25 protein-coding genes and 1 tRNA gene are annotated in these 25209 nt (G+C 71.2%); 6 read left to right on the top strand and 20 right to left on the bottom strand.

Features of this window, described 5'->3' with window-relative positions:
- Positions 1-147: 147 nt before the first annotated feature.
- The 11 genes from SSP08S_RS39855 to SSP08S_RS64320 all read right to left on the bottom strand — a co-directional run bounded on the left by SSP08S_RS39855 (position 148) and on the right by SSP08S_RS64320 (position 6944).
- Entirely contained in the window at positions 148-468 is a 321-nt protein-coding gene (locus tag SSP08S_RS39855) for a hypothetical protein (RefSeq protein ID WP_019073246.1), read from the bottom strand.
- 26 nt (positions 469-494) lie between these two features.
- Positions 495-1313 carry a hypothetical protein gene (locus tag SSP08S_RS39850; RefSeq protein WP_019073245.1) on the bottom strand — a complete coding sequence of 273 codons (819 nt, stop codon included), beginning with the start codon at positions 1311-1313 and terminating at the stop codon, positions 495-497.
- Between the two features lie 403 nt (positions 1314-1716).
- On the bottom strand, positions 1717-1956 hold the full coding sequence (locus SSP08S_RS39845) for a hypothetical protein (protein ID WP_019073244.1): 240 nt from the start codon (positions 1954-1956) through the stop codon (positions 1717-1719).
- 222 nt (positions 1957-2178) lie between these two features.
- Positions 2179-2610, bottom strand: coding sequence for a helix-turn-helix domain-containing protein (locus SSP08S_RS39840; RefSeq protein WP_158697276.1), 432 nt, complete (start codon positions 2608-2610; stop codon positions 2179-2181).
- Entirely contained in the window at positions 2611-2955 is a 345-nt protein-coding gene (locus tag SSP08S_RS39835; RefSeq protein WP_019073242.1) for a hypothetical protein, read from the bottom strand.
- 163 nt (positions 2956-3118) lie between these two features.
- The gene (locus tag SSP08S_RS39830; protein WP_019073241.1) at positions 3119-3517 is read right to left on the bottom strand and encodes a hypothetical protein; all 399 of its coding nucleotides are present in this window, start codon (positions 3515-3517) and stop codon (positions 3119-3121) included.
- A complete protein-coding gene (locus SSP08S_RS62085; RefSeq protein WP_158697275.1) occupies positions 3514-3687 on the bottom strand; it encodes a hypothetical protein in 174 nt (57 codons plus the stop codon). The genes SSP08S_RS39830 and SSP08S_RS62085 overlap by 4 nt, the downstream gene beginning before the upstream one ends.
- A 22-nt stretch (positions 3688-3709) precedes the next feature.
- Positions 3710-5356 (bottom strand): YfjI family protein, encoded by a 1647-nt coding sequence (locus tag SSP08S_RS56775; RefSeq protein WP_245608048.1) that lies wholly within the window; start codon positions 5354-5356, stop codon positions 3710-3712.
- Positions 5353-6210 carry a bifunctional DNA primase/polymerase gene (locus tag SSP08S_RS39815; RefSeq protein ID WP_158697274.1) on the bottom strand — a complete coding sequence of 286 codons (858 nt, stop codon included), beginning with the start codon at positions 6208-6210 and terminating at the stop codon, positions 5353-5355. Before SSP08S_RS39815 ends, SSP08S_RS56775 begins: the two co-directional genes overlap by 4 nt.
- Positions 6211-6336: 126 nt before the next feature.
- Positions 6337-6702 (bottom strand): hypothetical protein, encoded by a 366-nt coding sequence (locus tag SSP08S_RS58435; RefSeq protein WP_019073237.1) that lies wholly within the window; start codon positions 6700-6702, stop codon positions 6337-6339.
- Positions 6699-6944, bottom strand: coding sequence for a helix-turn-helix domain-containing protein (locus tag SSP08S_RS64320; RefSeq protein WP_063739210.1), 246 nt, complete (start codon positions 6942-6944; stop codon positions 6699-6701). The genes SSP08S_RS58435 and SSP08S_RS64320 overlap by 4 nt, the downstream gene beginning before the upstream one ends.
- Before the next feature lie 156 nt (positions 6945-7100).
- Here SSP08S_RS64320 and SSP08S_RS58800 point away from each other — a divergent pair, with 156 nt between their 5' ends.
- Together SSP08S_RS58800 and SSP08S_RS39795 are read left to right on the top strand one after the other, a co-directional pair.
- Positions 7101-7760, top strand: a complete 660-nt coding sequence (locus tag SSP08S_RS58800; RefSeq protein WP_019073235.1) for a helix-turn-helix domain-containing protein — start codon at positions 7101-7103, stop codon at positions 7758-7760.
- The gene (locus tag SSP08S_RS39795; RefSeq protein WP_019073234.1) at positions 7760-9268 is read left to right on the top strand and encodes a tyrosine-type recombinase/integrase; all 1509 of its coding nucleotides are present in this window, start codon (positions 7760-7762) and stop codon (positions 9266-9268) included. Before SSP08S_RS58800 ends, SSP08S_RS39795 begins: the two co-directional genes overlap by 1 nt.
- A 63-nt stretch (positions 9269-9331) precedes the next feature.
- On the opposite strand, the gene SSP08S_RS39790 is transcribed toward SSP08S_RS39795, so the two are convergent.
- Positions 9332-9422: transfer RNA gene (locus SSP08S_RS39790), tRNA-Ser, on the bottom strand.
- 169 nt (positions 9423-9591) lie between these two features.
- On the opposite strand from SSP08S_RS39790, the gene SSP08S_RS39785 reads away from it, so the two are divergent.
- The 3 genes from SSP08S_RS39785 (at position 9592) to SSP08S_RS39775 (ending at position 15270) form a co-directional block, all read left to right on the top strand.
- Positions 9592-10065 (top strand): SSI family serine proteinase inhibitor, encoded by a 474-nt coding sequence (locus SSP08S_RS39785; RefSeq protein WP_019073233.1) that lies wholly within the window; start codon positions 9592-9594, stop codon positions 10063-10065.
- 190 nt (positions 10066-10255) lie between these two features.
- Complete coding sequence (locus SSP08S_RS39780; RefSeq protein ID WP_086022051.1) at positions 10256-14635, top strand: PAS domain-containing protein; 4380 nt, start codon at positions 10256-10258, stop codon at positions 14633-14635.
- 38 nt (positions 14636-14673) lie between these two features.
- Positions 14674-15270 carry an alpha/beta hydrolase gene (locus SSP08S_RS39775; protein WP_063739208.1) on the top strand — a complete coding sequence of 199 codons (597 nt, stop codon included), beginning with the start codon at positions 14674-14676 and terminating at the stop codon, positions 15268-15270.
- A 33-nt stretch (positions 15271-15303) separates the two neighbouring features.
- Here the strand turns inward: SSP08S_RS39775 and SSP08S_RS39770 are convergent, their stop codons facing one another.
- The 8 genes from SSP08S_RS39770 to SSP08S_RS39735 all read right to left on the bottom strand — a co-directional run bounded on the left by SSP08S_RS39770 (position 15304) and on the right by SSP08S_RS39735 (position 23532).
- Positions 15304-16980 carry a long-chain fatty acid--CoA ligase gene (locus SSP08S_RS39770; RefSeq protein WP_174479438.1) on the bottom strand — a complete coding sequence of 559 codons (1677 nt, stop codon included), beginning with the start codon at positions 16978-16980 and terminating at the stop codon, positions 15304-15306.
- Positions 16981-17075: 95 nt separating this feature from the next.
- Positions 17076-17687, bottom strand: coding sequence for a SigE family RNA polymerase sigma factor (locus SSP08S_RS39765; protein ID WP_026179241.1), 612 nt, complete (start codon positions 17685-17687; stop codon positions 17076-17078).
- Between the two features lie 440 nt (positions 17688-18127).
- Positions 18128-19294 carry a lipid-transfer protein gene (locus SSP08S_RS39760; protein WP_019073228.1) on the bottom strand — a complete coding sequence of 389 codons (1167 nt, stop codon included), beginning with the start codon at positions 19292-19294 and terminating at the stop codon, positions 18128-18130.
- Positions 19291-19683 carry a MaoC family dehydratase gene (locus SSP08S_RS39755; protein ID WP_019073227.1) on the bottom strand — a complete coding sequence of 131 codons (393 nt, stop codon included), beginning with the start codon at positions 19681-19683 and terminating at the stop codon, positions 19291-19293. Before SSP08S_RS39755 ends, SSP08S_RS39760 begins: the two co-directional genes overlap by 4 nt.
- Positions 19684-19721: 38 nt before the next feature.
- Positions 19722-20774: an acyl-CoA dehydrogenase family protein gene (locus tag SSP08S_RS39750; RefSeq protein ID WP_019073226.1), complete on the bottom strand. Its 1053-nt coding sequence runs from the start codon at positions 20772-20774 to the stop codon at positions 19722-19724.
- A gap of 1 nt (position 20775) precedes the next feature.
- Positions 20776-21741, bottom strand: coding sequence for a bifunctional MaoC family dehydratase N-terminal/OB-fold nucleic acid binding domain-containing protein (locus SSP08S_RS39745; protein ID WP_019073225.1), 966 nt, complete (start codon positions 21739-21741; stop codon positions 20776-20778).
- A complete protein-coding gene (locus SSP08S_RS39740; protein ID WP_019073224.1) occupies positions 21738-22937 on the bottom strand; it encodes an acyl-CoA dehydrogenase family protein in 1200 nt (399 codons plus the stop codon). Before SSP08S_RS39740 ends, SSP08S_RS39745 begins: the two co-directional genes overlap by 4 nt.
- 283 nt (positions 22938-23220) lie before the next feature.
- The gene (locus SSP08S_RS39735; RefSeq protein WP_019073223.1) at positions 23221-23532 is read right to left on the bottom strand and encodes a hypothetical protein; all 312 of its coding nucleotides are present in this window, start codon (positions 23530-23532) and stop codon (positions 23221-23223) included.
- 370 nt (positions 23533-23902) lie between these two features.
- On the opposite strand from SSP08S_RS39735, the gene SSP08S_RS39730 reads away from it, so the two are divergent.
- Positions 23903-24793 (top strand): bifunctional DNA primase/polymerase, encoded by an 891-nt coding sequence (locus tag SSP08S_RS39730; RefSeq protein ID WP_019073222.1) that lies wholly within the window; start codon positions 23903-23905, stop codon positions 24791-24793.
- Positions 24794-25209: the final 416 nt, after the last annotated feature.

The following is a 25209-nucleotide window of genomic DNA, read 5'->3' as shown; positions in this document are numbered from 1 at the left end:
CTGACCGCCGGCCCGGCCAGCCACCACGCGCCCCCGGGACGAGGAGGAACCAGGGGCGTGGGGCTGGCACCGGCCGGTCCCGACGAGCCGACCGGGGTGGAGAGGGGCGCGGGCCTTCAGGAGGCGGAAGGCGTCCGCGCCCCTTGCTCAGGTCCGGCCGCGTGGCGCCGGGCGGGGAGAAGTCCTGATCTGGTGGAAGGCGGCGAGAGCGGCGGTGTCGAGCGACTTGGCGATGGCGGCGGCTTCCGCGCCGCCGAGGGCGGTGGTAAGCCGCTGCTTGTTGAGGGGCTCGGCCTCGGCGGGCTCGCTGTTGCCGGCGTCCGATACCCGTGTGACATCACTCGGGTCACAGATGCCGATGAGCTTGCCGGTGGAGTCGTAGACGGCCAGCCAATCGCCGTCGGCGGCCTTGGCCTTGCGTACGGGGCGGGCTGCCGTACGGCGCCCGGGAGTCTGCTGCTGTGCCATGCGGGATTCCTTCAAGGGGGCGCCGGTCAGCGGCGGATGAGGATGGTGTGGGGGGTGGGTGGCGGCTCGAGCTGCTCCAGGACGCGCTGGGCGTTGGCCCGCAGGACGGCGAGGGCCTCGTCCACGGCGGCCTCCGGCCGGGCGGGGTCCAGGACGTTCTCCACGGCCCGCAGGCGGGCGCGGAGGGTCGCGAGGCGGCGGTGGGTCTGTGCCAGTTCGCCGGTGCCGTCGGCTGGGCCGATCGCGTCCCGGCGGGCCTGGATCGTCTGCCGCTGGCTGGTGAGCTCGGCGGTGACCTCGTCGACGCCGACGATTTCGGCGCGGCGCGCGGTCACCTCGTCGACGTCGCCGACCTGGCGCGCGGAGGCGAGTCGGACGGCGGTCTCTTCGCGGCGACGGCCGAGCTGCTCCAGGCGCTCGGCGAGAGAGCCGTCCTCGGCCGCCAGCGCCTCGGCCTCGGCAGCGAGAGCCACCACGCGCTCCTGGTCCACGGCGATGTCACCGTGGAGGCTGGAGGCGTGCTCGAGGTGGCCGGCGTGCTCGTCGAGTTGGGCGGCTGTACGGTCTGCGCGCTGCGCACGGCCGGTCAGGGTGCGGGCCTGTGCTTCCGCGTCGGCGACCAGACGCGCGGCTTCGGCCCGGGCGACCCTGACAAGGCTCTCGGCCTGCTGGCGGGCCTGCTGGGCGTCCTCGCGGGCCTGCTGGGCGGCTTCCCGCTCTCGGGCGGCGGCCTGCGCCTGCATCTCCGCCGCCGGGGCGGTCGGCTCGTCGGCCTCGACCTCGCGGGCGTCGGCGGGTTGGGGCTTGGTGGGGTGCGGGGTGGTGCGGGGTCTGGCGAAGAACATCGCAGCGGCCTTCTCGTCCGGAGGACTTGGCTCCGGCTCTCCGCGCTGCGCCTGTGCCCGTCATCTGCGAGTCCTGCCACGCCTCTTGGCGGTTCGCTCGTGCCGCTCGTCGGGCACCTGGTGAGCGAGCCACCCGCGCGACAGCGGTGCTCGAGACGCTCATGGGCTGATGGCCTGCGCTGACAGCCGTTCGTCTCCGGCAAGATCGCCGATCACGTGGTGTCGCCGCTTCCGTGGTTCGCGAACCAGGGGTTGACCTGCGTTTTTCTTGCGAACTGCTGCGAACTCGGCCCGAGACGCCCGCCTTCCGGCCATGGGCTGCAAGCCGTGCCGCGGGCCGGGAGAACGAAAGTGGGGCTCGGCGTCCTCGAGGACGCCGAGCCTCACGTGCGGTGAGTGCCCGTCAGGCTCCGTACGGCCGGCCTGGGGTGTCGACTGCGGCCAGCCGCTCGAACTCGGCGGCTGCCGCCTGATAGACGAGCCGGTCGGTGTCCGTCGGCGGGGCCAAGCGGGCCGCGACGGTCAAGAGGACGTCCTGGGACCCCGCCAGGTCGGTGTGTTCGGAGAGGGCTGCCAGGCGGCCTTCCGCGATGACGAGACGCTCGCGCTGCGCCTGGTCGCGCTCGGCGGGCGACGCGTGCACGACGCAACTCGCCTGCCCGGTCAGCGGCGCTTGACGGCACGGTTGTCCGTCGGCCCGCTTGTGCGTGCACCGTGGGCGCGTGGAGTCGGTGACGGTCTCTGTACGGCTCAAAGCGCTTTCCAAGGGTTCGTACGGCTCATGGGTATTTTCGGAGGGCTACGGATCCAGGGGTTGTACGGGGCGATCGCCGCCCGGCGCGGGGCGTGCCGGGCGGGCGTTGTGTCATGGGGTGTCGTCCGGATCTGGGGTTCGTCGGGCTGCCCAGACGGCGAGGCCGTCGGCGTCGACGAGCCAGGTACGGCCGTCACCGGCCCGGGTTGCCTGGACGATCCCTCGCCGGGCCAGGCGCTGGACGTAGGACACGGAGACACCGGTGAGGGCGGCGGCCTGGCGCACGGTGACCCACTCCGGCGGGGGCTCGGAGTCCGCGGTGAGCGGGCGTGGCTTGCGGGGTGCGGTGCGGGTGTGGAGGCGGAGGTTGCGCCGGATTTCAGCGGCGAAGGGGTGGACGTTTTCGGCGAGTGCGAGAACGTCGCGGGGGAGGACGCCGTCACGTCCCCTGAGGTAGCGGATGTGGTCTGCGAAGACGCGGTCGACAGTGAGGATGTCGCGCGCGGCGAAGAGCATGCCTGGGGGCAGGACTGTCGGCGACACTCAGGCCTCCCCGGGCTCGGCAGTGGCTTGTGCGTAGGTGAGGCCGGCGCGCTCGAGCCAGTGGGGGCCGCCGACGGTGTGGTCGATCATCCACGCGGAGAAGTCAGCGAGCGCCAGGAGCAAGTTGCGTGCGGGGGTTTCCTGCATGAGCGCCTCGAGGGCCTCTTGGGGGGCTTGGTAGAGGCGTCCGGCGACGAGGGCCACGACGGCGGCCGGGAGGCGCTCAGCGGCCTGCTCAGGGCTGCTGGCGCGACTGCTGCCGATGCCGGTGGGGCACCGGTGGCCGCAGTGTGGGCACGGGGGTGGTGGTGTGGGGGCGGGGCCGGTGTCGGGCTGGTCCTGCACGGCACAACTCCTCGGTGGTGTACGGGGGTTGAGGGTGGGACTGACCGGGTGGCCGGAGGGTCGGGCTGATCAGGGTCCGTACCGGGGCGGTGCGAGGCGGGCATCGCGAGTGGCGTGGGACCGGGCGGGGTGTCAGTCGGCGGCCAGGCCGGGGAGCTCGGGATCAGCTGAGAGCGGTGAACGGGTCGGGTGGGGTGGAGAGGGCAGCGAGTCGGGAGAGGGCGCGGGCGGCCTGGGCCGGGCCCAGCCGGGCCTCGTCGTAGAGGCGGCGTTCGCGGTCGGTCAGGGAGGCGAGGAACTCGTCGAGGACGCGTGGGGTGGTGACGCCTGTCTCGCCGCGGCCCTTGGCGTACTCGTCGATCGAGCTGCCCTGGGTCTGGAGACGGCGTTGGCCGTCCTCGGCGACCGCTGGGAGGCCGGCCAGGGTCTGCGCGAGCTCCTCGACGCTGCGGAAGGCGGACGCGAGGGTGACCCGTAGGTCCTCGAGGCCAGCCCGGTAGTCGGCGACGTCGCGTTCGTGGATGGCCCGGTACTCGTCGAGATCGGGGGTGTCCATGGTCATGGGCGAGGCTCCTTCGAGGCGATGGTGTAGCGGGCGCCGCAGGGGGCGCGGCGGTTGCCGGTGTCGAGGTGGCGGTGCAGGTGGCCGCATGCGGGGCAGGTGACGAGGTACTGGACCTGGCCGGCCGTGACGAGCTCGGCCGACGACACATCCGGAGTGGGGGTCTTCAATCGCGCTTGCCTTCCTGGTCGTTCATGTCGCGGAGGCGCTGAGTCGGGGGTGGACTTGGAACTTGGGTGAGGGCTTGCGGCCTCGGCGGCCTTGCCTGTCGGGTGGAGGCAGGAGCGCGATCCATCCGTGGTCTTCCAGCTGCAAGAGGACGTCGCTCATGGCGTCCATGTCTTCGGCCCATTCGCGGCCCTTCAGGGCTTGCCAGGCATCACGCGCGGAGAAGTCGGATCCGGGTTCCGGTCGGGTGCTCAGCCAGGCCAGGACGTCGCGGAGCGGCTTGAGCTTGCCCTCGCGGTTGCGCCCCATAAGGTCGAACACGGCTCGGGCATGGGCGATCAGGTAGGGGGCCAGGGCCAGGACGTCGTTCATGCGCTCGAGACTGATCTCCCGGGCGCGCGGGTCCTCGTAGAGAGTCAGGCAGGCAGCGATACGGACGAGCTGGCCGCGGAGCTTGCCGGCCCAGTCCGCGATGTCATGCAGGTCGCCGCCAGGCTTCCGGCGCTTCGCGAAGGCGTTGTAGTACTCAGCGAAGGCCTGACGTGCACCGGTCGTGAGCGTCATCGTCTCGGCGAGCGGCCGGTCCCACAGCTGAGTGACGAGATTGCGGATGCACGTCCGGTACTCCTCGGCGATCACGAGCGGGACCGCCGGGGAGTCGAAGGTGTCCTCGTCAGTCGGGTTGGATCGGGCGTACAGGAATCGTCCGAGCAGGCCGGATTGCCGGAACTCGGGGTTCTGCTTCTCAAGGCCAGCGACGATGCCCGGCTGCACGACCAGGCCGAGCGCGAGGAAGGTCGAGGACATGCGGGCGGATGCACGGCCCGTACGGTCGATGGTGTAGGGGCCGCCGCTGTACGCCTCCAGGAGCAGGTCTGTGTTGGCCTTGCCGTTGTTGCCGTACAAGCCTGCCGCGACCTTGAAGAGACCGCCCTCCGACGCGAGCGAGCCGATCCGGCCGCCCTGTTCGTACATCACCTTGCCGACCGCCTCGAGCGTGATGTCGCGTACGAGGAGTCGGGGAAGGTGTGGCGTGTCACCGAGTTCGGTCAGCCGTAGACGCGCGGCCTCCGCGTCGGCTTCGGCTTCTTCCCGTTTTTCGGCGGCGGCGCCGGCGGCAGCCTGCTCGGCCTTGCTCATGCGGGCTGTGGTGATGCGGATCTCCTGGGCTGTGGCTTCGACGCGGGGCCGGTGCTGCTCGATCAGCTCGTCTTCGATCTCCCTGAGCGGTGCGGCAGCTGCGTTGAGCGCAGGCGTCTTCTTCTCGGAGGAGTCGGCGAGGGCCACCAGGTACAGAGCCGTGCTCTCGTACCAGTCGGCTTTGACCTGGACGCGCACGCGGCCGCCGGTGGCGGTGGAGATGCTGGCGAGGGAGGCGAAGGCGACCAGGTCCTCGGGCGTCTGCAAGGAGGCCGCGTTAGCGGTGACGAACTTGCTGAGCAGGCCGAGGCGCTCGGTCGGGAATCTGGGCAGCGCGGGCGCGTCGACAGGTACGGGCTCGTCCCAGTCCGTATCCGCGATTCGCGTCCCAGAAATCCCAGAATCGTCGCCGAATCCCATGTTCTGGGCGCTCCCTGCTGTTCTGGGATTTGTGGGACGCGTTTCCCGGGTACCGGGGATGAAGGCCTCGACGATCGCGCTGGCCTCCGCCCGGGTCGCGGCGTCGGTCACGCCGTCACCCCCGTACGACGGGGAGCGCGTTCTGCGCTGTGGAGCGTGCGGGATGCCTCGGCTTCGGACAGGCCGGTGCGCACCCCTGCCTCGAGGAGTGAGCCGTAGACGGCGGCGCCGTCGACCTTTCCGGCCTGCACGAGCTCGAGGCCGCGGCAGGCTGCCCAGAAGAGGCGGCTGTTCCGCTCGCCTTCACGGGCATCAAGGACGAAGGCGACCAGGCCCACCAGGTTGCTGATGGGTCGTACGGCAGCTGCAGACGGGCGGAGGCGCGGTGGGACGGGACGGTGCCCGAGGCAGCTGGGCCATGGAGTGAGCGGGTGGTCGAAACGGCCGTCGCCGGACCACGCGTAGTACGCGCCGGAGGGGTGGCGGGAGGGTGCAGCCACGATGTAGCCGTTGGCCTTGACGTCGATGCCGGGCCCGAGCTTGCCGGGGAGTTCGATTCCGGGGTGGGCGTACACCAGGTGCAGGCCTCCGCCTCCGGTCATCTGCATGAGGGTGCCTGGCAGCGGCCCGTGCTCGTCTTCCAAGCCGGCGATCGTCTCGAGTCCGCCGTTGCGGGGGTCGATGTCGACGACGGCCAAGCCGTTCGGCGCGCACGGGAGTCCGATCCCCGCATTCGGGTAGCGGCCCCACCATGCGCGGATCTGCTCCGGGTCGCGGGTGGCGTCGTGGTAGCCGTGCCCAAGTCGTCCGCACTCGCCGCGGCATGGGTTGCCGGACTCATGTGCGCGGGGGATCGCCGGCGTCTTGCCGACGAGCGGGAAGACGCTCCAGCCGTGTTCTGCGTAGGCCAGGGCCTGGCTGAGCACCTGCTGCGGGGGTGGCGGCGGGCGGTGTGGCGCTCTCACTTCAGGGCGTGTCATCATCGGTGTCCGTTCTCTGTCGAAGCCCTGGGCAATCGCTGGCCGGCGACCCGGGGCTTCGATGCGTTCGGGCTCAGTTGTGAGCCGGGGAGTGGCACGGGCCCCTCGCGCTCACGCGCGGAGGGCGCGAATCGACGCCAACTCCCTATCCCTGCAATCGCATTGAGACTGCGATTGGGGGGCACTTTGACCGGCCCTGAGCTGCGGTGATGCCTCGTGATGGCACACCCCCGCCTCGTGCGGGTTCACTCCGACCCCCGCCAACGCGCCGGGCTCGAAGCCGTAGAGGCAGGCGACCAGATCCCGGGTCGGAATCTTGATTTTCCGGCCGAGTTGAAGAACCCGCGTCATCGTCCACTCGCCCCGGCGGATCTGCGCGTAGATCGTGTCCTTGTTGACGAGGAGGATCGACGCTGTCGTTGGAACGTCCGTCACCGGCCCGAGCGCCTCGATCGCCGCACGCGTCCATGCGGTCATGTGCCGACCCGTCCTCTGGCCGCGACCCAGTCCTGCACGTCACCCCGCCGGTAACGGATGCGCCCGCCACGTCCAGGCGAGAGCTTGATGAAGCGCGGGCCGGTGCCCTTCCAGCGTTTGTCCTTCAGCGTGCCAACGGTCAGCTTCACCAGCGCGGCAGCTTCTCCCGGAGTGAGGAGTTCCTCCGCATCAGATCCCTCGACTACGCGGGCCCCTGGTGAACCAGGTTTCTCAACTCGCATCGATGCCTCCATGAATCGCAGCGATCACTGCGCGTCTTGGACTGTACGCGGATGGCGTTGACTGTGCAAGGAGCCGCATGGGACGCTGCGAAAGTGACAGCGAATACTGCCTCTAGATCTTCTGACTCTCCTGGCTGGGGGCCGATCAGCCGCTACGTGGCCGCAAACCTCGTACGCCTGCGGCAGGAGCGCGGCCTGTCGACCACACGCCTGGCTTCGAGACTGGAAGAACTGGGGAACCCAATTCCAGCCACGGGGATCACTCGCATCGAGAAGGGGCAGCGCCGTGTCGACGCCGACGACCTTGTAGCTCTCGCCGACGCGTTCAACGTCTCGCCGACCACTCTCCTGCTTCCCCCCACGTACGGCGACGACCTTGTGCAGCTCACCAGGGAGCACGAGGTGACAAGCCGTACGGCCTGGCGATGGGCTGAGGGCCATCAGACGGCGATGGATTGGGACGCGCACCCCACCGCCAACAGCGTTGACGGTGACCCGGCGATCCCCACAGAGGCGTACGAGCGGGAGCAGGAGTTCGCGGCTCAGCAGACGGCGTACAGGGCCCTCGCACGGCCGCCCGCGCATCGGCGCGTCACGGAGCACCAGGCCGTGTATCTGGCCTCGCAACTTATGGAGCTGCTTGGGGACTTGGTGGCTTCCACGCCTAGTGCAGATCAGGCAGACCTAGCTGTCCTGGCACAAACAGCACGGCACCGCTACGACCAACTCGGCATCGAGCTGAAAATGCTCCGCGAGCGACTCACCCGGACAGACATCGGCAGCAGCGCGCCGAAGGACCGACCAGGGGGGAATTGATGAAGCCGTACAAGTCCTGTTCGTGCCGGGACCCGGAGACGAAGCGGCTCCTCGGCAAGAAGTGTCCGAGCCTCAGCAAGAAGGGACACGGCGGCTGGTACGCCCGGTACGAAGCGCCGAAGTCCGGTGAGGGTAAGCGCCGGCAGCCGCGTATCGGCCCCTTCGACACCGAGACGGAGTGCAAGAAGCAGCTGGCGAAGGCGCTCGGCACCGCGGCCAGCCCGAAGGCGCACGACGAGCGGAACACCACGCTCGGCGCCTACCTCGAACGCCGCTACACCTGGCGGCTGTCCGAGTCGGAGACCGGTGAGGGCCTGGCGAAGTCGACGCTTGCGGCCGAGCGCGAGGCGATCGACCTGTACGGGAAGCCGGGGCTCGGGCACATCAAGGTCGTCGACCTCACCGACGAGCACTTCCGTGAGCTGTACGCCGCGATGCGGAAGATCAACCGTCCCGAGGAGCAGGGCGACCGCTCGGAGATGCTGCGCCGGCTGAAGGAGGTGCGGGCCGTCCGGGACGGCAAGCGGCTGCATACGCGGCCGATCTCCGAGTCCCGCATCCGGCGCGTGCACGCCGTCCTGCACGGCGCCCTGAGCGACGCGGTGAAGCTGTCGAAGATCCGGATGGACAACCCGGCTGACGGGGTGTGGCGGTCGAAGGGCGGCAAGAAGAAGAAAGGCCGCATCAAGCCCCTGCTGTGGACGGACGAACGCGTCGAACAGTGGCAGAAGACCGGGGCCGTCCCGGCGAAGGTCATGGTCTGGACGGCCGCGCAGACCGGGAACTTCCTCGACTTCGCGGATGCCGCCGAGGAACGGCTGTACCCGGCGCTGCACCTCACCTCGTACTACGGTCCTCGCCGCGGTGAGCTGGTCGCCGCCGAGGAGCAGCACCTCAGCCTCGACCGAGCCCGGCTGCACATCCTTCAGTCGCAGTCGGACGACGAGCTGGACGACACCAAGAGCGAGGCCGGGTGGCGGCAGGTGCCCCTCGACCCCGAGACGGTGCGCGTCCACCGGGCGTGGCACAAGCGGAAGCTGGAGGAGCGGCTTCGGTGGGGTGAGCTGTACGAGGACTCGGGGCGGGTCTACTGCTACGAGGACGGCAAGGAGCTGAAGCCGGAGTACCTCTCCAGCCGCTTCAGCATCTTGATCGCGCGGCACGCCAACATCCGCGCGAGGGCCGCGGAGGGCTGGTCGACGGAGCGGATCGCGCGGAAGTACCGGACGACCGAGGCCGCCGTCGAGGTCGCCCTGCGGATGCCGCTGCCGCCGATCCGCTTCCATGATCTCCGGCACGGCGCGGCCACCATGCTGCTCGCGGCCGGCGTCGACGACAAGTTCGTCAGCGAGGTGCTCGGCCACGCGTCGGTGGCCTTCACGAAGGACGTGTACGCGGTGGTCGCGGAGGAGATGGCGGCGGACGCCACGCGCCGGATCGCGGCCTTCATTCCGCGCCAGAATCGCCTTTCGGCGGTTGGTGCCATCACCGTGCCATCTGGGGGTTGAAAGTGGCTCTGAACGCGACTCAGGGAGTCCAGCCGAAATCAGCCGAACTCCCTGGTCATGGGGCGGAGGCGGAGGGATTTGAACCCTCGATGGGCTTTAAGGCCCAAACCGCATTAGCAGTGCGGCGCCATAGACCGGACTAGGCGACGCCTCCAGCAATGACCTCCCGCGCGAGCGCGAGTGGTGCGTGCAGATGATGACACAGACGAGCGGGGTGCCACCAATCGCGGTCCACGGTACTAGGCAGGCGGGCCGCAGGGCAAAGCCGTTGATGCCGGCCGCCGTGTCCGCAACGTCCGGGGGCGGTGGGCGTTAGTCAGGTCATGTTGCAGGTCAACCGTCTCCTCGTGATCGCCGCCGCGTCCGCCGCCACCGTCGGCGCACTGGCCGCGACGCCCGCCACCGCGTCCCCCGCGACCGCCCGCACCCTCGCCCCACCGCCCGGCAATGACGAGGACCTGTCCGGCGGCGACCATCTCACCGTCACCGTCCGGCACGCAGGCTCCGCCGACGGCACGCGCGACCTGTACTGCCACCCCGGCGGCGGCACCCACCCGGACGTGACCGGCGCCTGCGAGGCCGTCGGCCGCAACACCCGTTGGGGCAAGGACCCCTTCGCCCCGGTACCGCCCGACAGCATGTGCACGATGATCTACGGCGGCCCCGCCACCGCCCACGTCACCGGCACATGGGCCGGACGCCCCGTCGACACGACGTACGACCGGAGCAACGGCTGCGAGATCTCCCGGTGGAACCGGATGGTCCCGCTGCTGCCCGACCTCGGCGCCGGCCACTAGAGACTCCGGGGATCGAGGGGTGTCGGTGTTCGGTCACACGTTCTGCGTCACTTCACCGTGCGACCTCCCTCTCATCTCACTCCGCGAGCACAAGGAGTGCCCTTAGACTCCCTCGCGTGACACGTCGCGGACCCGTTGGCAAGATGGCCTCCGCGGTCGGCAAGGTGCGGTAACAGGGAGGAAGCGTCTCGTGAGCAGCAGGCCATCCCGAGGCGCTGCTCGCCTCGCAGCCATACTCGACGCGCTCCCGGACGCGTTGGTGCTGGTCAACGCCAACGGAACCGTCGTCAACGCGAACACCATCGCCCTGGAAGCCTTCGAGGCGCCCGGCACCGCGCTCGTCGGACGCGGACTGCTGGACCTGCTGCCGGAGTTCGACTCCCGGCTCATCCCCGGTTCCATGCGCCGCCCCGACTCGATGGACCCGCGCGGCCGGACCAAGCCCACCCGCATGATCGCCCGCCGGACGGACGGCTCCGAGTTCCCGGTCGAGGTCACCAGCGCCAACCTCGAGGACGGCCAGCAGGCCTACGACGGCTACGGCTACACCGCCGACGAGCTGCTGATGCTCGTCGTCCGCGACCTCTCCGGGACCGTCGACACCGAGGCCGAGCTGGCCCGTTCGCAGCGGCAGACCGAGATGATCCTGCGCGCCGCGGCCGAGGGTGTCGTAGGAACGGACACGGACGGGCGGGTCGTGCTGGTCAATCCGGCCGCCGCGCAGATCCTCGGGTACCGGGCGAGTGATCTCGGCGGCAAGGAGCTGCACACCCTCGTGCTGCACTCGCGCGCGGACGGCTCGCCGTTCCCGTACGCGGAGTCGCCGCTCGCCGACACCCTGCGGTCCGGGCGCAAGCACCGGGTGCGCGGGCAGGTGCTGTTCGCGAAGAACGGGGACCGGGTCTCCGTCGACCTCACCACCGCGCCCGTGCGCGACGGCGACCAGCTCGTCGGCGCCGTGATGACCTTCACCGACCGGCGGCCCTACGACTCGCTCGCCGAGGAGAAGGAGGCCGCCGACAAGCAGCACCGGGACGAGCTGGAGCGGATCGACGAGGAGCACGCCTCCGAGCTGACCGCCCTGCGCCAGAAGCACATCACCGAGGTCGAGGAGCTCCAGGAGCAGCACGAGGAGGAGCTCGCGGCGAACGAGGAGCGGTACGCGGCTCTCGGGGAGCGGGAGAAGGACCGGTACGAGGAACTCGCCGCGCGGCACGAGCAGTTGCTCACGCTGCTCGGGCGTTCGCTGCGCGGGCCCCTCGACGAACTGCGCCGGGAGTTGGCCGCGTTGGCCGCCGACGACGCCGGGCAGCTGTGGCCCGAGGCCAACCAGGTCCTCCATCACCTGTCGGCCGGTTACTCGCGCATCACGCAGCTCATCGACAACGTGCTCGGCTATCAGCGGCTGGAGACCGGGGCCGAGGAGATCGCGCGGACGAAGGTCATGCTGGACGCCGTGGTCGCCGCCGGTGTCGACGGGGCCGTAGAGCTGATCGGGCCGGGGCGCGTGCAGTTCGCCGTGCACGCGCCGCCCATCGAGGCCGAGGTCGACCCCGCGCTGCTCGCGACCGCGCTCGCCCACCTCGTCGCGGACGTCGCCGGTGTCGACGCGACCGGCAACTCGCCCGCGTCGGCGGGCGGTTACATGGACAACACGGTCGTCGTGGCGGCCGCGCAGCGCGGTGAGGTCGTACGGATCGAGGTGCGCGGACCGTATGCCGGGGGAGACCCGGTGCACGAGCCGATCGTGCGCGGGATCGTGCGGGCGCACGGCGGGGTGCTGCAGACGCACGACGTGCCGGGGATGAGCGGCAGCGCGTATGTGCTGGAGGTGCCGATCGGGGGCGGGGCGGGGGCCGTCGCGGTCCCGGCCGCGACCGGCGGTGCCGAACTCGCCCTGCCCGAGCAGGTCTCGGGCGGCAACAGCGGGCGGCGGCGGGCCCGGCGGTCCTCCGTGGACGCGTTCCTGGAGAGCGAGGTGCCGGAGGGCGGGTCCGACGGTTCCGGCGGCTCCGGTGGTGAGGGCGCGGTGCCGACCGGGCGGCGCAGGAGGCGTGCGGGCGAGGAGTCTGCGGCGGCCGTGGAAGCGGGCGGCGACGGGGCTTCCAGCGGTACGGGGCGACGGCGCGGGCGGGCCGCCGAGGGCGGCGCCGGTGACGGGTCCGACGGGGACGCGGAGGGTGTTTCCGAGGGTGCCGTGATGACGGCGGCGGAGCACGCGGCCGGGACGGCGGCTTCGGGTACGGGGCTGGGCGGGACGGTTCCGCCGCAGGGTGTGCCCGCGCCGGGCGGTGGCGAGCAGCGGCAGGCGTTGCCGGCCGCGTTGCCTGCGGGGGGTGCGGCCGACGCCTCTGGTGGTGGCGAGGACGGGCAGCCGACCGGGCGTCGTAGGCGCGCTCTGGCGGCTGCGGCCGAGCGGGCCGCCGCGCAGGAGGCGGGCGCCCGTACGGTGTTCGCGCTGCCGCCGGCCGAGGCGGACCGGACGCCGGAGACGGCTGCGCAGGCGCCTGGGGTTCCGGTCGCGCCTGTGCAGGTCGCCGGTGACGAGGGACGGCACGACGCCGTTCCGCACGACCAGTCCGAGGACCACACTCCGCCGCAGCCGCATCCCGCGAGCGCGCCCACCGGGCGTCGGCGCCGGGCCGTGGCCCAGCCGCAGCAGCCCGCCGAGGGCGTGCCGGTGCAGGCGGCGGGCGCGGTGGTTCCGGCGCAGGGGCAGCAGGCAGTTCAGCAGGGGCCGGGTGCTCCCGTGGGGGTACCGGCTCAGGCGCAAGGACAGGGACAGGCACCGGCGGGGCAGGCGGTGCCGGGGCGGCAGCAGGGTGTGGTGCAGCAGGTCGGTGGGCCGCCGCCCGTCGCCGGTCAGCCGGTGCCCGGTCAGGCCGGTCAGCCGGGCGGCGCCATGCAACTCGCGCCCGCGCAGAGCCTTCCCGGTCAGGGACAGCCCACCGGGGCGCAGCCGATGCCGCTCCCGGCGGAGGCGGCCCCCGGTCAGGGCATCCCGGCACAGGCGGCGTTGCCGCAGGGCGGGCCCGGTCAGCCGGTCTCGCCTCAAGGAGTCCCCGGCCAGCCGGTCTCTCCTCAGGGAATTCCCGGGCAGGGACTCCCGGGTCAGCCGATTCCGCCGCAGGGCGTTCCCGGGCAGCCCGTGCCCGCCCAGGGGCAGCCGGTCTCCCCGCACGGCATCCCCGGCCAGGTCGGCGCGGCTCAGGTCCATCCCGGTGCGGCCGCGGCGGCCGTACCGCCGCAGGCGCTGCCCGCCGCTCAGCCGGCCCCGGGCGCTACGCCGGCCCCCGGCACCCCCGACGTACCGGCGAACGGCGCCGACCCCGCCGTAGCCCCGAACCCACAGCCGAATCCGAACGCGCCGGCACCCGCCGCTGCCGCTCCCGCCGCCCCGCAGGCCCGGGTCGCGCAGCCGTTGCCCGCCGAAGCTGCCGTGCCGGCCTCGGTCGGGGGTGTCGATCCCAACTCCACTCAGGGGCGGGCGATCAGTGTGCGGACCTTGGGGCAGGGGGTGCCGTTCACGCGGCAGGCGGCTCAGGTGCAGCAGCCGACCGCGACGCCTCCGCCGCATACGCCGGCCGGCGGCGGGCGGCGGCGGAAGCTGGGCACGCGGCCCGATGCCGGTACCGCCGGATCGGCGCGTCCGCATCCCCAGGGTGAGCAGGCCCAGCCCTCCATGGCCGGGCAGTCGCGGCTCTCGCCCATCACCGAGGGCGCCGGACGGTCGTACGCCATAGGAGCACCGGACGAGAACGCGGCCGAGGGGCCCGAACCCCTGGACGGGCCGGGCGGGGCCGTGGAGATCGCGGACACGCCGAGACCGCAGCCGCTCGACGACGAACTGCCCCCCGAGCCGCTCGACAACCCGCGCCGGCTGCTGGTCTGGCCCGCGCCGGACGTGACGACCACGCAGGCGCTGAGCGACCGCGGGTACCGGCCCGTCATCGTGCACTCGCGCGAGGAGGTCGACGCGCAGATCGCGGCCTTCCCTGCGGCGCTGTTCGTGGACCCGCTGACCGGGCCGATCACGCGGACGGCGCTCCAGTCGCTGCGGCAGGCGGCGGTCGCGGCCGAGGTGCCCGTGCTCGTCACGGCGGGGCTCGGGCAGGCGACGCGTGAGGCGGCCTACGGCGCCGATCCCGCCGTACTGCTGAAGGCGCTCGCGCCCCGGGACAGTGAGCAGCATCCGCCGCGGGTGCTGCTGATCGAGGAGCACGCGGAGATCGCGCTGGCGCTGACGGCGACGCTGGAGCGGCGCGGGATGCAGGTGGCGCGGGCCGCGAGCGACGCGGACGCGGTGACGCTGGCGGGGCAGTTGCGGCCCAACCTGGTGGTCATGGACCTGCTCCAGGTGCACAAGCGGCGGGCCGGGATCGTCGACTGGCTGCGCGCGAACGGGCAGCTCAACCGCACGCCGCTCGTGGTCTACACGGCCGCGGTCGACCAGGCGGATCTGCCGCGGCTGGCGTCCGGTGAGACCGTCCTCTTCCTCGCCGAGCGGTCGACGAGCACGGAGGTCCAGTCGAGGATCGTGGACCTGTTGGCCCGGATCGGCACCAACTAGCCGGTCGGGCGGGCGAGTTGGGAAAGTAGCCTGCGGGCATGCCTACGCCCGTGCCTGGTCCCTTCGCCGTCCCCACTCGCTACGACGGTGCGCCCGACCGGGTCGCGGTCGTCGTGCCCGGTGTCGGGTACACGCCCGCCATGCCGCTGCTGCACTTCGCTCGTGCCGTGCTTCTCCAACACGGCTGGACGGTCCAGGAGTTGTGGTGGCGGATACCGGACGACTTCTCACGGTTCGGTGTGGAGGAGCGGATCGCCTGGGTGGAGGCGGAAGTCACGCGGGCCGTCGACGCCGAGGCGGGGGCCTGCCGGCTGGTCGTCGGGAAGTCCCTGGGATCCCTCGGGTGCGGGGTCGTGGCCGAGCGGGACATCGCGGCGGCCTGGCTCACGCCCGTTCTGACGATCGACCAGGTGGTGCGGGGGCTTCGGCGGGCGCAGGCGCCGACCCTTCTCGTCGGCGGCGGTGCCGACAAGCTGTGGGACTCGGGGGTCGCCGGTTCCAGCGGACATGAGGTGCTGGAGATTCCCGGCGCCGATCACTCGCTGGAACTCGCGGGCGACGCACGGGGATCGGTGGACGTGTTGGGTGAGGTCGTCTCCCGGTTGGATCAATTCGTCGGCTCGCTCGGCCGGTAGCCGGTGGGGTCACCGGCCGGGCCAGCCGTCGGTTCAGAGCTTGGTGACGTCCAGGTCGCCGTCGGCGTAGCGCCTGCGCAGGACCTTCTTGTCGAACTTGCCGACGCTCGTCTTCGGGACCGACTCGACGATCGTCCAGCGTTCGGGGAGCTGCCACTTGGCGATCTTCCCCGCGTCGGCGAGGAACGCGCGCAGGGACTCGAAGTCGGCGGTGGAACCCTCCCGCAGGACGACGGTCGCCAGCGGGCGCTCGCCCCATTTCTCGTCCGGTACGGCGACGACGGCGGCCTCGGTGACGTCCGGGTGGGACATCAGGGCGTTCTCCAGGTCGACGGAGGAGATCCACTCGCCGCCGGACTTGATGACGTCCTTGGCGCGGTCGGTGAGCGTGAGGAAACCGTCGGGGGAGATGGTGCCGACGTCACCGGTCTTGAGCCAGCCGTCCTCGCTGAACTTGTCGGCGGGGCGCAGGGGTTCGGCGTCGGGGCCGTTGTAGTAGGCGCCGGCGACCCAGGGGCCGCGCACCTCCAGTTCGCCCGCGGACTCGCCGTCGAAGGGGAGCCGTTCGCCGCCGGGGCCGGTGAGGCGGGCCTCGACGCTCGCCGGGAAGCGGCCCTGCGTCAGCCGGTACTCGAACTCGCGGTCCGTACCGACCGCTTCGGCCGGCGGGCGCGAGACCGTGCCCAGCGGGGAGGTCTCCGTCATGCCCCAGGCGTGGCAGACCCGCATGCCCAGCTTGTCGAAGGCCGCCATGAGGGCGGGCGGGCAGGCCGAGCCGCCGATGGTGACCTGGGTGAGGGAGGAGACGTCGCGCGGCTTGGCGGTCAGTTCGGCGAGCAGGCCCTGCCAGATGGTGGGCACGGCCGCCGCGTGCGTGGGGCGCTGGCTCTCGATCATCTCGGCGAGCGGGGCGGGCTGGAGGAAGCGGTCCGGCATCAGCATGTTCACGCCGGTCATGAAGGTGGCGTGGGGCAAACCCCAGGCATTTACGTGGAATTGGGGCACGACGACCAGTGAGGTGTCCTGGTCCGTGAGACCCATCGACTGGGTCATGTTGACCTGCATGGAGTGCAGGTAGATCGAACGGTGGCTGAACACCACGCCCTTGGGGTCGCCCGTGGTACCGGAGGTGTAGCACATCGCGGCGGCCTGGCGTTCGTCCAGCTCGGGCCAGTCGTACGTGGTCGGCTTGCCGGCGATCAGGTCCTCGTACTCGTGCACCTGCACGGAGGTGCCGTCCAGCGGGCTGCGGTCGCCGGGTCCGGAGACGACGATGTGCTCGACCGTCGGCAGCTTGGGCAGCAGGGGTGCGAGCAGCGGGATCAGCGAACCGTTGACGATCACCACGCGGTCGGCCGCGTGGTTGACGATCCACGCCAACTGGTCGGCCGGAAGACGGAGGTTGAGGGTGTGCAGCACCGCGCCCATGGCGGGGATCGCGAAGTAGGCCTCGACATGGACGGCGTTGTTCCACATGAAGGTCGCCGTGCGTTCGCCGTCCGCCACACCCAGGTCCTCGCGCAGGGCGTGCGCCAACTGGGCCGCCCGGGCGCCGATCTCCGCGAAGGAACGGCGTTCCGGCTCTCCCTCACCGGTCCAGCTGATCACCTGCGATGTTCCGTGGACCGTCGACCCGTGGGTCAGGATCCTGGAGATCAACAGCGGTACGTCCTGCATCGTGCTCAGCACGGCGTCCTCCCGGGGCGACATTGCCTACGCGGTAGTAAGGGTTGCGCTGATTCTGCGCACATACCGCACGGTATGTCACTAGGGGCGGGTGATCGATCACCCGACCTGCCCGGGTCCTACCGTACGAGGACCAGCTCCGGGTCCTCGCGCAGCTTGCCCAGCGCCCGTGACACCGCCGACTTCACCGTACCCACGGAGACCCCGAGCACCTCGGCGGTCTGCACCTCGCTGAGGTCCTCGTAATACCTGAGGACGACCATCGCCCGCTGCCGGTCGGGCAGCTTCGCGATCGCCCGCCACATCGCGTCGTGCAACGCCTGCTGCTCGGCCGGGTCCTCGGCGCCGCAGCCCGGCTCCGGCTCGGGCAGCTCCTCGCACGCGAACTCGTCGACCTTGCGCTTGCGCCACTGCGAGGTGCGCGTGTTCAGCAGCGCCCTGCGCACATAGCCGTCCAGCGCGCGGTGGTCCTCGATCCGCTCCCAGGCGACGTACGTCTTCGTCAGCGCGGTCTGCAGCAGGTCCTCGGCGTCGGACGGGTTCGCGGTCAGCGACCGCGCGGTCCGCAGCAGCACGGGTTGCCTGGCCCTCATGTACGACGAGAACGAGGGGTACGTGAGGGCGGCGCCGGCAGCGGTGGTGGCGGTAGCGGCAGCGGTCGGCTGGGTCTGCGCAGCCCGCGCGGCCGGCCGGGTGGCGGGACGGGCGGCCGGACGTACGGCGGGGCGCACCGCGGTACGGGTGCCGGGCCGTGTCGTGGTCCGAGCGTCGGCCCGTTCGGCGGCCCGTGCGACGGCGTTCGAAGCGCTGGTGCAGACGGCTGTGGTCATGGCTCCACGCTATGAGCGATCCCTCCTCCGGCGGATCGGCCGCAGGTCCCGAAGCAGACTCCGCCTCAGGTTGTAGTGGTGGGGCTGACTCCACCTCCTGAAGGTGGACGAGCGGGGGAGACGTACTGCGGGTTTACCCCTGGGGGGTGGGTTGGGTGGGGGTGGTCGTGGGGGTCCCTCCCGGGGGGGAACCGGATGAGGGTGACCGCTGGGGGTTCCCTCTGGGGGGGGGGAGCCGGGCGGGAGCGGTCGCTGCGGATTGCCCGGGGGCTCGGTCGTCCGGGGAGAGGGAGCGGCTGCGAGTTCACCCGTGCGGACTCGTGTCTGGGAGCGGCCGAGGCTCAGGCGTCTGTGGTGAGGATCAGCCCCGATGTCGGTACCCCGGTCCCCGCGGTCACCAGTACCCGGTCGGCCCCCGATATCTGGTTCACCGCGGTGCCGCGTATCTGTCTGACGCCTTCCGCGATTCCGTTCATGCCGTGGAGGTACGCCTCCCCGAGCTGGCCCCCGTGCGTGTTGAGCGGCACTCGTTCCTCGGCCACGAAGTCGGACGCCTCGCCCTTTCCGCAGAAGCCGAACTCCTCCAGTTGCATCAGCACGAACGGCGTGAAGTGGTCGTAGAGGATCGCCACGTCCATGTCGGCCGGGCCGAGCCCCGACGTGCGCAACAGCTGGCGTGCGACCACGCTCATCTCCGGGAGGCCTGTCAGGTCGTCGCGGTAGAAGCTGGTCATTTGCTCCTGTGCTCGCCCGGCGCCCTGCGCCGCCGCCGCTATGACCGCCGGCGGACGCGGCAGGTCGCGGGCCCGCTCCACCGACGTCACGACGATCGCCTGCGCGCCGTCCGTCTCCTGGCAGCAGTCCAGCAGCCGGAGCGGCTCCACTATCCAGCGCGAGGCCGCGTGCTCGGCGAGGGTGATCGGTCTGCCGTGGAAGTACGCCGCCGGGTTCGTCGCCGCGTACTTGCGGTCCACGACCGCCACCTGACCGAACACCTCGGGTGTGAGGCCGTAGGTGTGCAGATACCGTTGCGCCGCCATCGCCACCCACGACGCCGGGGTGAGCAGCCCGAACGGCAGCGACCAGCCGAGCGCCGCGCCCTCCGCCGACGGCTCGCGGTGCGTGACGCCGGAGCCGAATCTGCGGCCCGACCGCTCATTGAAGGCGCGGTAGCAGACCACCACCTCGGCGACCCCCGCCGCCACGGCCAGCGCCGCCTGCTGGACCGTCGCACAGGCCGCTCCGCCGCCGTAGTGGACCCGGGAGAAGAAGGACAGCTCGCCGATCCCGCAGGCCTGGGCGACCGTGATCTCCGGGTTGGTGTCCATCGTGAACGTCACCATCCCGTCCACGTCCGCCGGTGTCAGCCCCGCGTCGTCCAGCGCCGCCCGCACCGCCTCCACGGCCAGCCGCAGCTCACTGCGCCCCGAGTCCTTGGAGAACTCCGTGGCCCCGATACCGACGATCGCCGCCTGCCCACCGAGGGTGTCGCGGTTACGGGCACTCATCCGACCTCCCTCGGTACGGTCACCGTCACGGTGCCTGTCACATGCCGGCCGATGCCGTTCGTCCCGAGCACACGCACCGTCGCGGTGTCGCCGTCCGTCTCCTCTACCCGGCCGGTCAACACCATGGTGTCGCCGGGGTAGTTGGGGGCGCCGAGCCGTATGGCGACCTTGCGGAGGACGGCCCGCGGGCCGAAGTGGTCCGTGATGTAACGGCCGACCAGGCCGTTCGTCGTCAGGATGTTCATGAAGATGTCGGGGGAGCCCTTCAGCCGCGCCAGCTCCGCGTCGTGGTGCACGTCCTGGTAGTCGCGGGAGGCGATCGCCCCGGCGACGATCAGCGTGCGGGTGATCTCGATCTCGAGCGGGGGCAACTCCTCACCCACCCTCATGGCCGTGCCTCCTGACCTCATGGCCGCGCCTCCCGCGCTCATGGCTGCGCCTCCTCACTGACGATCAACTCCCCCAGTTCCTGAAGCACTTCGGCCCCGCAGCCCAGATACGCGTCCAACTGGCGCCCCCAGAGGAAGTGCCGATGGACCGGATGGTCCAGGTCGGCTCCCGCCCCGCCGTGCAGATGCTGACCCGTGTCGACGACCCGCCGGCCCCCCTCGGACGCCCACCAGGCCGCGGTCAACGCATGTGTGGCATACGGCAGTTCGGCATCGCGCCGCCAGGCGGCCTCGTACGCCGTCACACGTATCGCCTCGATGTCCATGTACGCGTCGGCGGCCCGGAGTTGGACCGCCTGCCGGGTGGCCAGCGGACGCCCGAACTGCTCCCGCGTGTTGACATGCCCCACGGCCCGCGCGAGCGACCCCGCGCAGACCCCGGCCTGAAGACCGGCGAAGGCGGTACGGGCGGTGGCGAGGACGTCGGCATGGGCCCCCGTGGCGCCGAGCCGTTCTGCCGCCGCGCCGTCGAGTGTCAGCCGCCCGGCCGACCAGGGTGCCGTCAGCTCGACCGGCTCGACGCGCGTGGCATCCGTGACCGGTGTCAGCCACAACTCCCCGCGCTCGTCCGCGACAAGGACATGCGTGGCGTCACGCAGCCAGGGGACGACAGGGACCGTGCCGGTCAACTCGCCCTGCGCAGAAGCCCGTCCGGCCTGTGCGGCCCGTACACCCCCCTGCGCCGGAAACCCGCCGCACACCACCACCGACCCGTCCCCGATGCCCGGCAACAACCGCTCCCGCTGCTCGGGCGAACCGTGTGCCGCCACCGCCAGCAGCCCGTACACGCATGTCGAGGCGAAGGGCACCTGGGCCGTCGTCCGCCCCTGCTCCTCCAGGAGGAGGACAAGGCCGAGCAGGCCCAACTCCTCGACCGCGCCCACCAGTCCGGCGCCGCACAGCGCCTTCCACAGCTCGGGGTCGCCGCCCGTCCCGGCCGCCGTGAGCCGTTCCGGTGTCGCGAGGTCGCCGAAGATCCGGGCGGCCAGGTCACGGGCCGCCGCCTGTTCCTCGGTCGGCGTGAAGTCCATGTCAGCCCACCCCGCCCTCTCGGCCTTCCTGGACCCGGAAGACGGGGAGCACCAGCGGATCGTCCTCATCGTCGTCGTAGCGCCGGAATTCGAGCCGTACCGGCAGCCCGACGCGCACCTTGTCGTACGGCACCCCCACCACGTTGCTCACGATCCGCACGCCCTCGGCGAGTTCGATCAGCCCGACGGCGTAGGGACCCGCCGCGTCAGCGGCATGATCGGATTGCGTGAAGGCGGGGAAGGGCGGGTGGTGCATCACCACGTACGAGTAGACGGTCCCGTCGCCGCTCGCCTCGACGGTGTCCCAGTCCGGGCCGCCGCAGGTGTTGCAGCCCGGCAGCCAGGGGTGGCGCAGTGTCCCGCAGTTCGTGCAGCGCTGGATGAGGAGTTGATGCCGCTCCACGCCCTCCCAGAAGCCGGCGTTGTCGCGGTTGACGACGGGCCTGGGGCGGCGGGCACCACTGGCCTTCGGTTTCCGGTGCGCGGGGGCGTACTTGAGGATGCGGAAGCGGTGGGTGCCGACGAGGTCCTGGCCCACCCGCACGTCCATGCGCGTGGTGACGAAGTACCCCGTGCCCAGCTTCGTCGTCTTGCGGTCCGAGACCGACTCGATCACCGCGTCGAAGGTGACCTCGTCCCCCGGCCGCAGAGGCCGTAGATACTCCTGCTCGCAGTCGGTGGCGACCACCGAGGTGCAGCCCGCCTCGTCGAGCAGGTCGAACAGCTCGTCGTAGGCCCCCGTGCGTCCCGCGTGCCCGGAGAGGCCGCCCATGGTCCAGGCCTGGAGCATGGTGGGCGGGGCGACGGCGTCCGGGCCCGCGTACGCCGGATTGGTGTCGCCCATCGCCTCGCACCAGTGCCGGATCATCGGCTCGTTGACGGGGTCCTTGCCGGTTCCCGCGACGGCGGCCGCACGTCCCTCGTACCCCTTGAGCTTCGCCCCCAGCTCGTCGATCACTGTGCTCACCGCCTCCCCCTCGTCATCCCGAGCCGCATCGCCGCGACGATCTCCCGCTGCACCTCGCTCACCCCGCCCCCGAACGTGTTGATCTGCGCCGCCCTGTTCAACCGCTCCAGCTCGCCGTCCCCGAGGACACCCGGCGAACCCGAACGCACCAGCCCCGTCAGTCCCGTAGCCGCACCTGTTCCTGCCGCCCGGTCCGCTCCGGCGACGTGCTGACATATCTGGTACACCGCGACCGTCGATTCGGTTCCCATCACTTTCACGCCGCTCGCGTCGCCGGGCGCCAGCCGGCCCGCTCCCACGTCACCCACCAGCCGCCAGTTGAGCAGGCGGGTCGCCGCCAGCCGGGCGTGCGCCTCGGCCAACTGCGCCCGCACCCACGGCTCGTCGGCCCGGCGCCTGCCCGTCACCGGATCGGGTGCCTGGGCGGCGGTCAGTACGGCCGTGTAGAAGTCCTCGGCCTGCATGCCGGTCGCGGCGAGGGCGACCCGCTCGTGGTTGAGCTGGTTGGTGATGAGCGACCAGCCCTCGTTCTCCGCGCCGACGAGGTTGCCCGCCGGGACGCGGACGCCGTCGTAGTACGTGGCCGTCGTCCGCTGCCCGCCCACCGTGTCGATCGGGGTCCAGGAGAAGCCGGGCGCGTCGGTCGGGACGAGGATGATCGAGATGCCGCGGTGCTTGGGGGCCTCGGGGTCGGTGCGGCAGGCGAGCCAGATCCAGTCGGCGTTGTGGGCGTTGGAGGTGAAGATCTTCTGCCCGTCGATCAGCCAGCCCCGCTCGTCACCCACCGCCCGGGTCCGTAGCGACGCGAGATCCGTGCCGGCCGACGGCTCGCTGTAACCGATGGCGAAGACGAGTTCGCCGCGCAGGATGCCCGGCAGGAGGGCGGCCTTCTGTTCCTCGCTGCCGTATTTCATCAGTGTCGGCCCGACGGTGTTCAGGGTGACCATCGAGACGGGCGCGTTCGCCCGGTAGGCCTCGTCGAAGAACACGAACTGCTCGTCCGCGCCGCGCCCTTGACCGCCGTACTCGACCGGCCAGCCGAGCCCGAGCCACCCGTCGCCACCGATACGACGCAGCAACTCCCGTTGCCCCTGGGGGTCGTCCGCGCGGGGTGGTCCGTCCGGCATCAACGCGGCGAAGTACGACCGGAGTTCGGCACGCAGGCGCTGCTGGCGAGGGGTGGGGGCGAGGTGCACGACGCCGGACCTCCGTGTCGTCGTAGTCCTACGGACGATGGTTTCTGACTGTCCGTCAGATGCCGTGGGCTGTCAAGGTCGTCAACGCACAGGCGCCCTGCCGCTCGGCCACGCGCGCGTGGCGTACGAAAACGTCCGCACGGAACGCCTGCCCGCATACGGAAAAACGCCTGCGCGGCGGCACCGAAGCACCACCGCGCAGACGCGTTACGACCCCACAGAGCACACCTCGCACACCCTCAGACGCCCCGGCGCATCCCCGCGCGGGAGTCGTCGGGCGCGGCTACCAGAAGTTGGCGAAGTTGACGGCGACGTTCGAGTTTCCCTGGTTGATGGCGGTGAACGCGGATCCGTTGACCTGGGCGGTGTTGCTCTGGTTCGAAGCCCCCGAACCCACCGCCTGCTGCTGGGTGGTCGACGAGTTGCCCTTGTTGTCGTGCCCGACCCCACTGCCGCTGACGGTCGCCACACCCGCGTTCGATCCGTTGCCCGCGATGGCGCCGTTGTCCGCCGCCGCGACGCCGGTGAAGAGGGCGGCTGCCAGCGGGAGGGCGGAGACGGCGGCGATGAGGCGGGCGGTACGGATGCTTGCCATGTTGTTCCTCCAGAACAGAGTGCGTAGCGGCTCCGTAGCCGGACGCACATGAAGTACGGCTTCAAGTACTGCTGCTACCAGGGCAGTTGGCCGACCGCCTCGGTGTTGTGCACGACGTCGCGAGACCAGAGTTGCCCACCGAATCCCCGGCGAACCAGGCCGGAAGCGGTTATTCCCTCTGAAGCGTGATGAAAAGTCGATAAACCCCCTTGCTTCCACCGAAGCCGCAGTTCGGGGCGGTACGGACATCCCGTCCCGGGCCGCGCACGAGGCGAAGCGTTCCGCCACATTCCTCGCCAATCGCCACACCCCGGGCGCGTCGGCGCCACCCCCTCTTCCCTTTTTCGAACACTCGTACGAACATGGAGTCATGGCCACCATCGACCGGCAGGCCACCACGCTGGCCCTCGCACACGCCCTGTCAGCCGCCGAACGCGGACTGGCCGTGATCCCCCTGTCCCGAACCAAACTCCCGGCCCTGCGCTCACCGCACCGCGACGACACCGACCTGGTGGGCGCGGCAGGCACCGTAGGACCGCCCTGCCACGGCGAGTGCGGACTCCTCGGGCACGGGGTCTACGACGCCTCCACCGACCCGGCGCGCATCCGCGAACTGTTCGCCGCCGCGCCCTGGGCCACCGGCTACGGCATCGCGTGCGGACTGCCGCCGTACCACCTGATCGGCGTCGACCTCGACACCAAATCCGGTACGGACTCGTCCTCCGCCCTGCGCGAACTGGCCCTCCGCCACCTGTTCACGATCCCCGAGACCGTGGTCGTCCTCACCCCCAGCGGCGGCCGCCACCTCTGGCTCACCGGCCCGCCCGACGTCGTCGTCCCCAACTCCGCGGGCCGACTCGCCCCCGGCATCGACATCCGCGGCGCCGGCGGCTACCTCGTCGGCCCCGGCTCCCGCACCGAACACGGCTTCTACGGCGCCGCCCCCGCCACGGCCCACCTCGCACCGGCCCCCTGCCCGCCCTCCCTCCTACGCCTGCTCCTCCCCCCACCCCGCACCAACCACCCCACCCCCACCTCGACCGGCCAACACGGCCAGGGCCTCGTCCAGTTCGTCCTCGCGGCCCACGAGGGCCAACGCAACACCCGCCTCTTCTGGGCGGCCTGCCGCGCCTACGAGAACGACATCGGCCCGGCACTGGTCGAGCCCCTGGTCGAGGCGGCCCTGGGCACGGGACTCTCCGAGCGGGAGGCCCGGGCGACGATCGCTTCGGCGGCTCGGATGACGGGACGGCGGCTGTGAGACCGCTGCACGGCTCGTGAAAGCCGACATGCGTGAGGGGCGCCCTCAACTGAGGGCGCCCCTTACAAGCACCGCGGTGGGTGTGGGATCTGAACCCACGGTGACATCGCTGCCACGACGGTTTTCAAGAGCGTCACTCTGGCCAGGTCCGCAGCGCAGGTGACCTGCCCAAACGTCATCCGGATCACTCTCGGCTGGCCGCCTGGCCCAGAGATGGCCCACGGCGTCTTCCCATTGGGCTAGGGCGGTCACTTGGAGGAGGAGCAGGCGCGTCCACTGGCAGGTTTAAAGTGGGCTGGTTGTAGCCAGTCTGCCGAGGCAATTCGATGGCCAATGCATCTCTTGGGGGGTATAGGGGCCTACGCCTTGAGGCGTATCAGCCACCATTCAGTCGAGTGAGGCTGTCGAGCAGTCTT

This window comes from Streptomyces hokutonensis (assembly GCF_000376565.1).
Lineage (GTDB): Bacteria > Actinomycetota > Actinomycetes > Streptomycetales > Streptomycetaceae > Streptomyces > Streptomyces hokutonensis.
The sequence above is the reverse complement of the archived record's forward strand: the minus strand, read 5'-3'. Positions and strand labels throughout refer to the sequence as shown.

Coding starts and splice junctions, on each gene's coding strand:
- SSP08S_RS39855 (WP_019073246.1), bottom strand. CDS start 468: ATGGCACAGCAGCAGACTCCCGGGCGCCGTACGGCAGCCCGCCCCGTA.
- SSP08S_RS39850 (WP_019073245.1), bottom strand. CDS start 1,313: ATGTTCTTCGCCAGACCCCGCACCACCCCGCACCCCACCAAGCCCCAA.
- SSP08S_RS39830 (WP_019073241.1), bottom strand. CDS start 3,517: ATGACCATGGACACCCCCGATCTCGACGAGTACCGGGCCATCCACGAA.
- SSP08S_RS58435 (WP_019073237.1), bottom strand. CDS start 6,702: ATGACCGCATGGACGCGTGCGGCGATCGAGGCGCTCGGGCCGGTGACG.
- SSP08S_RS64320 (WP_063739210.1), bottom strand. CDS start 6,944: ATGCGAGTTGAGAAACCTGGTTCACCAGGGGCCCGCGTAGTCGAGGGA.
- SSP08S_RS39795 (WP_019073234.1), top strand. CDS start 7,760: ATGAAGCCGTACAAGTCCTGTTCGTGCCGGGACCCGGAGACGAAGCGG.
- SSP08S_RS39785 (WP_019073233.1), top strand. CDS start 9,592: ATGTTGCAGGTCAACCGTCTCCTCGTGATCGCCGCCGCGTCCGCCGCC.
- SSP08S_RS39775 (WP_063739208.1), top strand. CDS start 14,674: ATGCCTACGCCCGTGCCTGGTCCCTTCGCCGTCCCCACTCGCTACGAC.
- SSP08S_RS39770 (WP_174479438.1), bottom strand. CDS start 16,980: ATGTCGCCCCGGGAGGACGCCGTGCTGAGCACGATGCAGGACGTACCG.
- SSP08S_RS39760 (WP_019073228.1), bottom strand. CDS start 19,294: ATGAGTGCCCGTAACCGCGACACCCTCGGTGGGCAGGCGGCGATCGTC.
- SSP08S_RS39755 (WP_019073227.1), bottom strand. CDS start 19,683: ATGAGGGTGGGTGAGGAGTTGCCCCCGCTCGAGATCGAGATCACCCGC.
- SSP08S_RS39750 (WP_019073226.1), bottom strand. CDS start 20,774: ATGGACTTCACGCCGACCGAGGAACAGGCGGCGGCCCGTGACCTGGCC.
- SSP08S_RS39735 (WP_019073223.1), bottom strand. CDS start 23,532: ATGGCAAGCATCCGTACCGCCCGCCTCATCGCCGCCGTCTCCGCCCTC.
- SSP08S_RS39730 (WP_019073222.1), top strand. CDS start 23,903: ATGGCCACCATCGACCGGCAGGCCACCACGCTGGCCCTCGCACACGCC.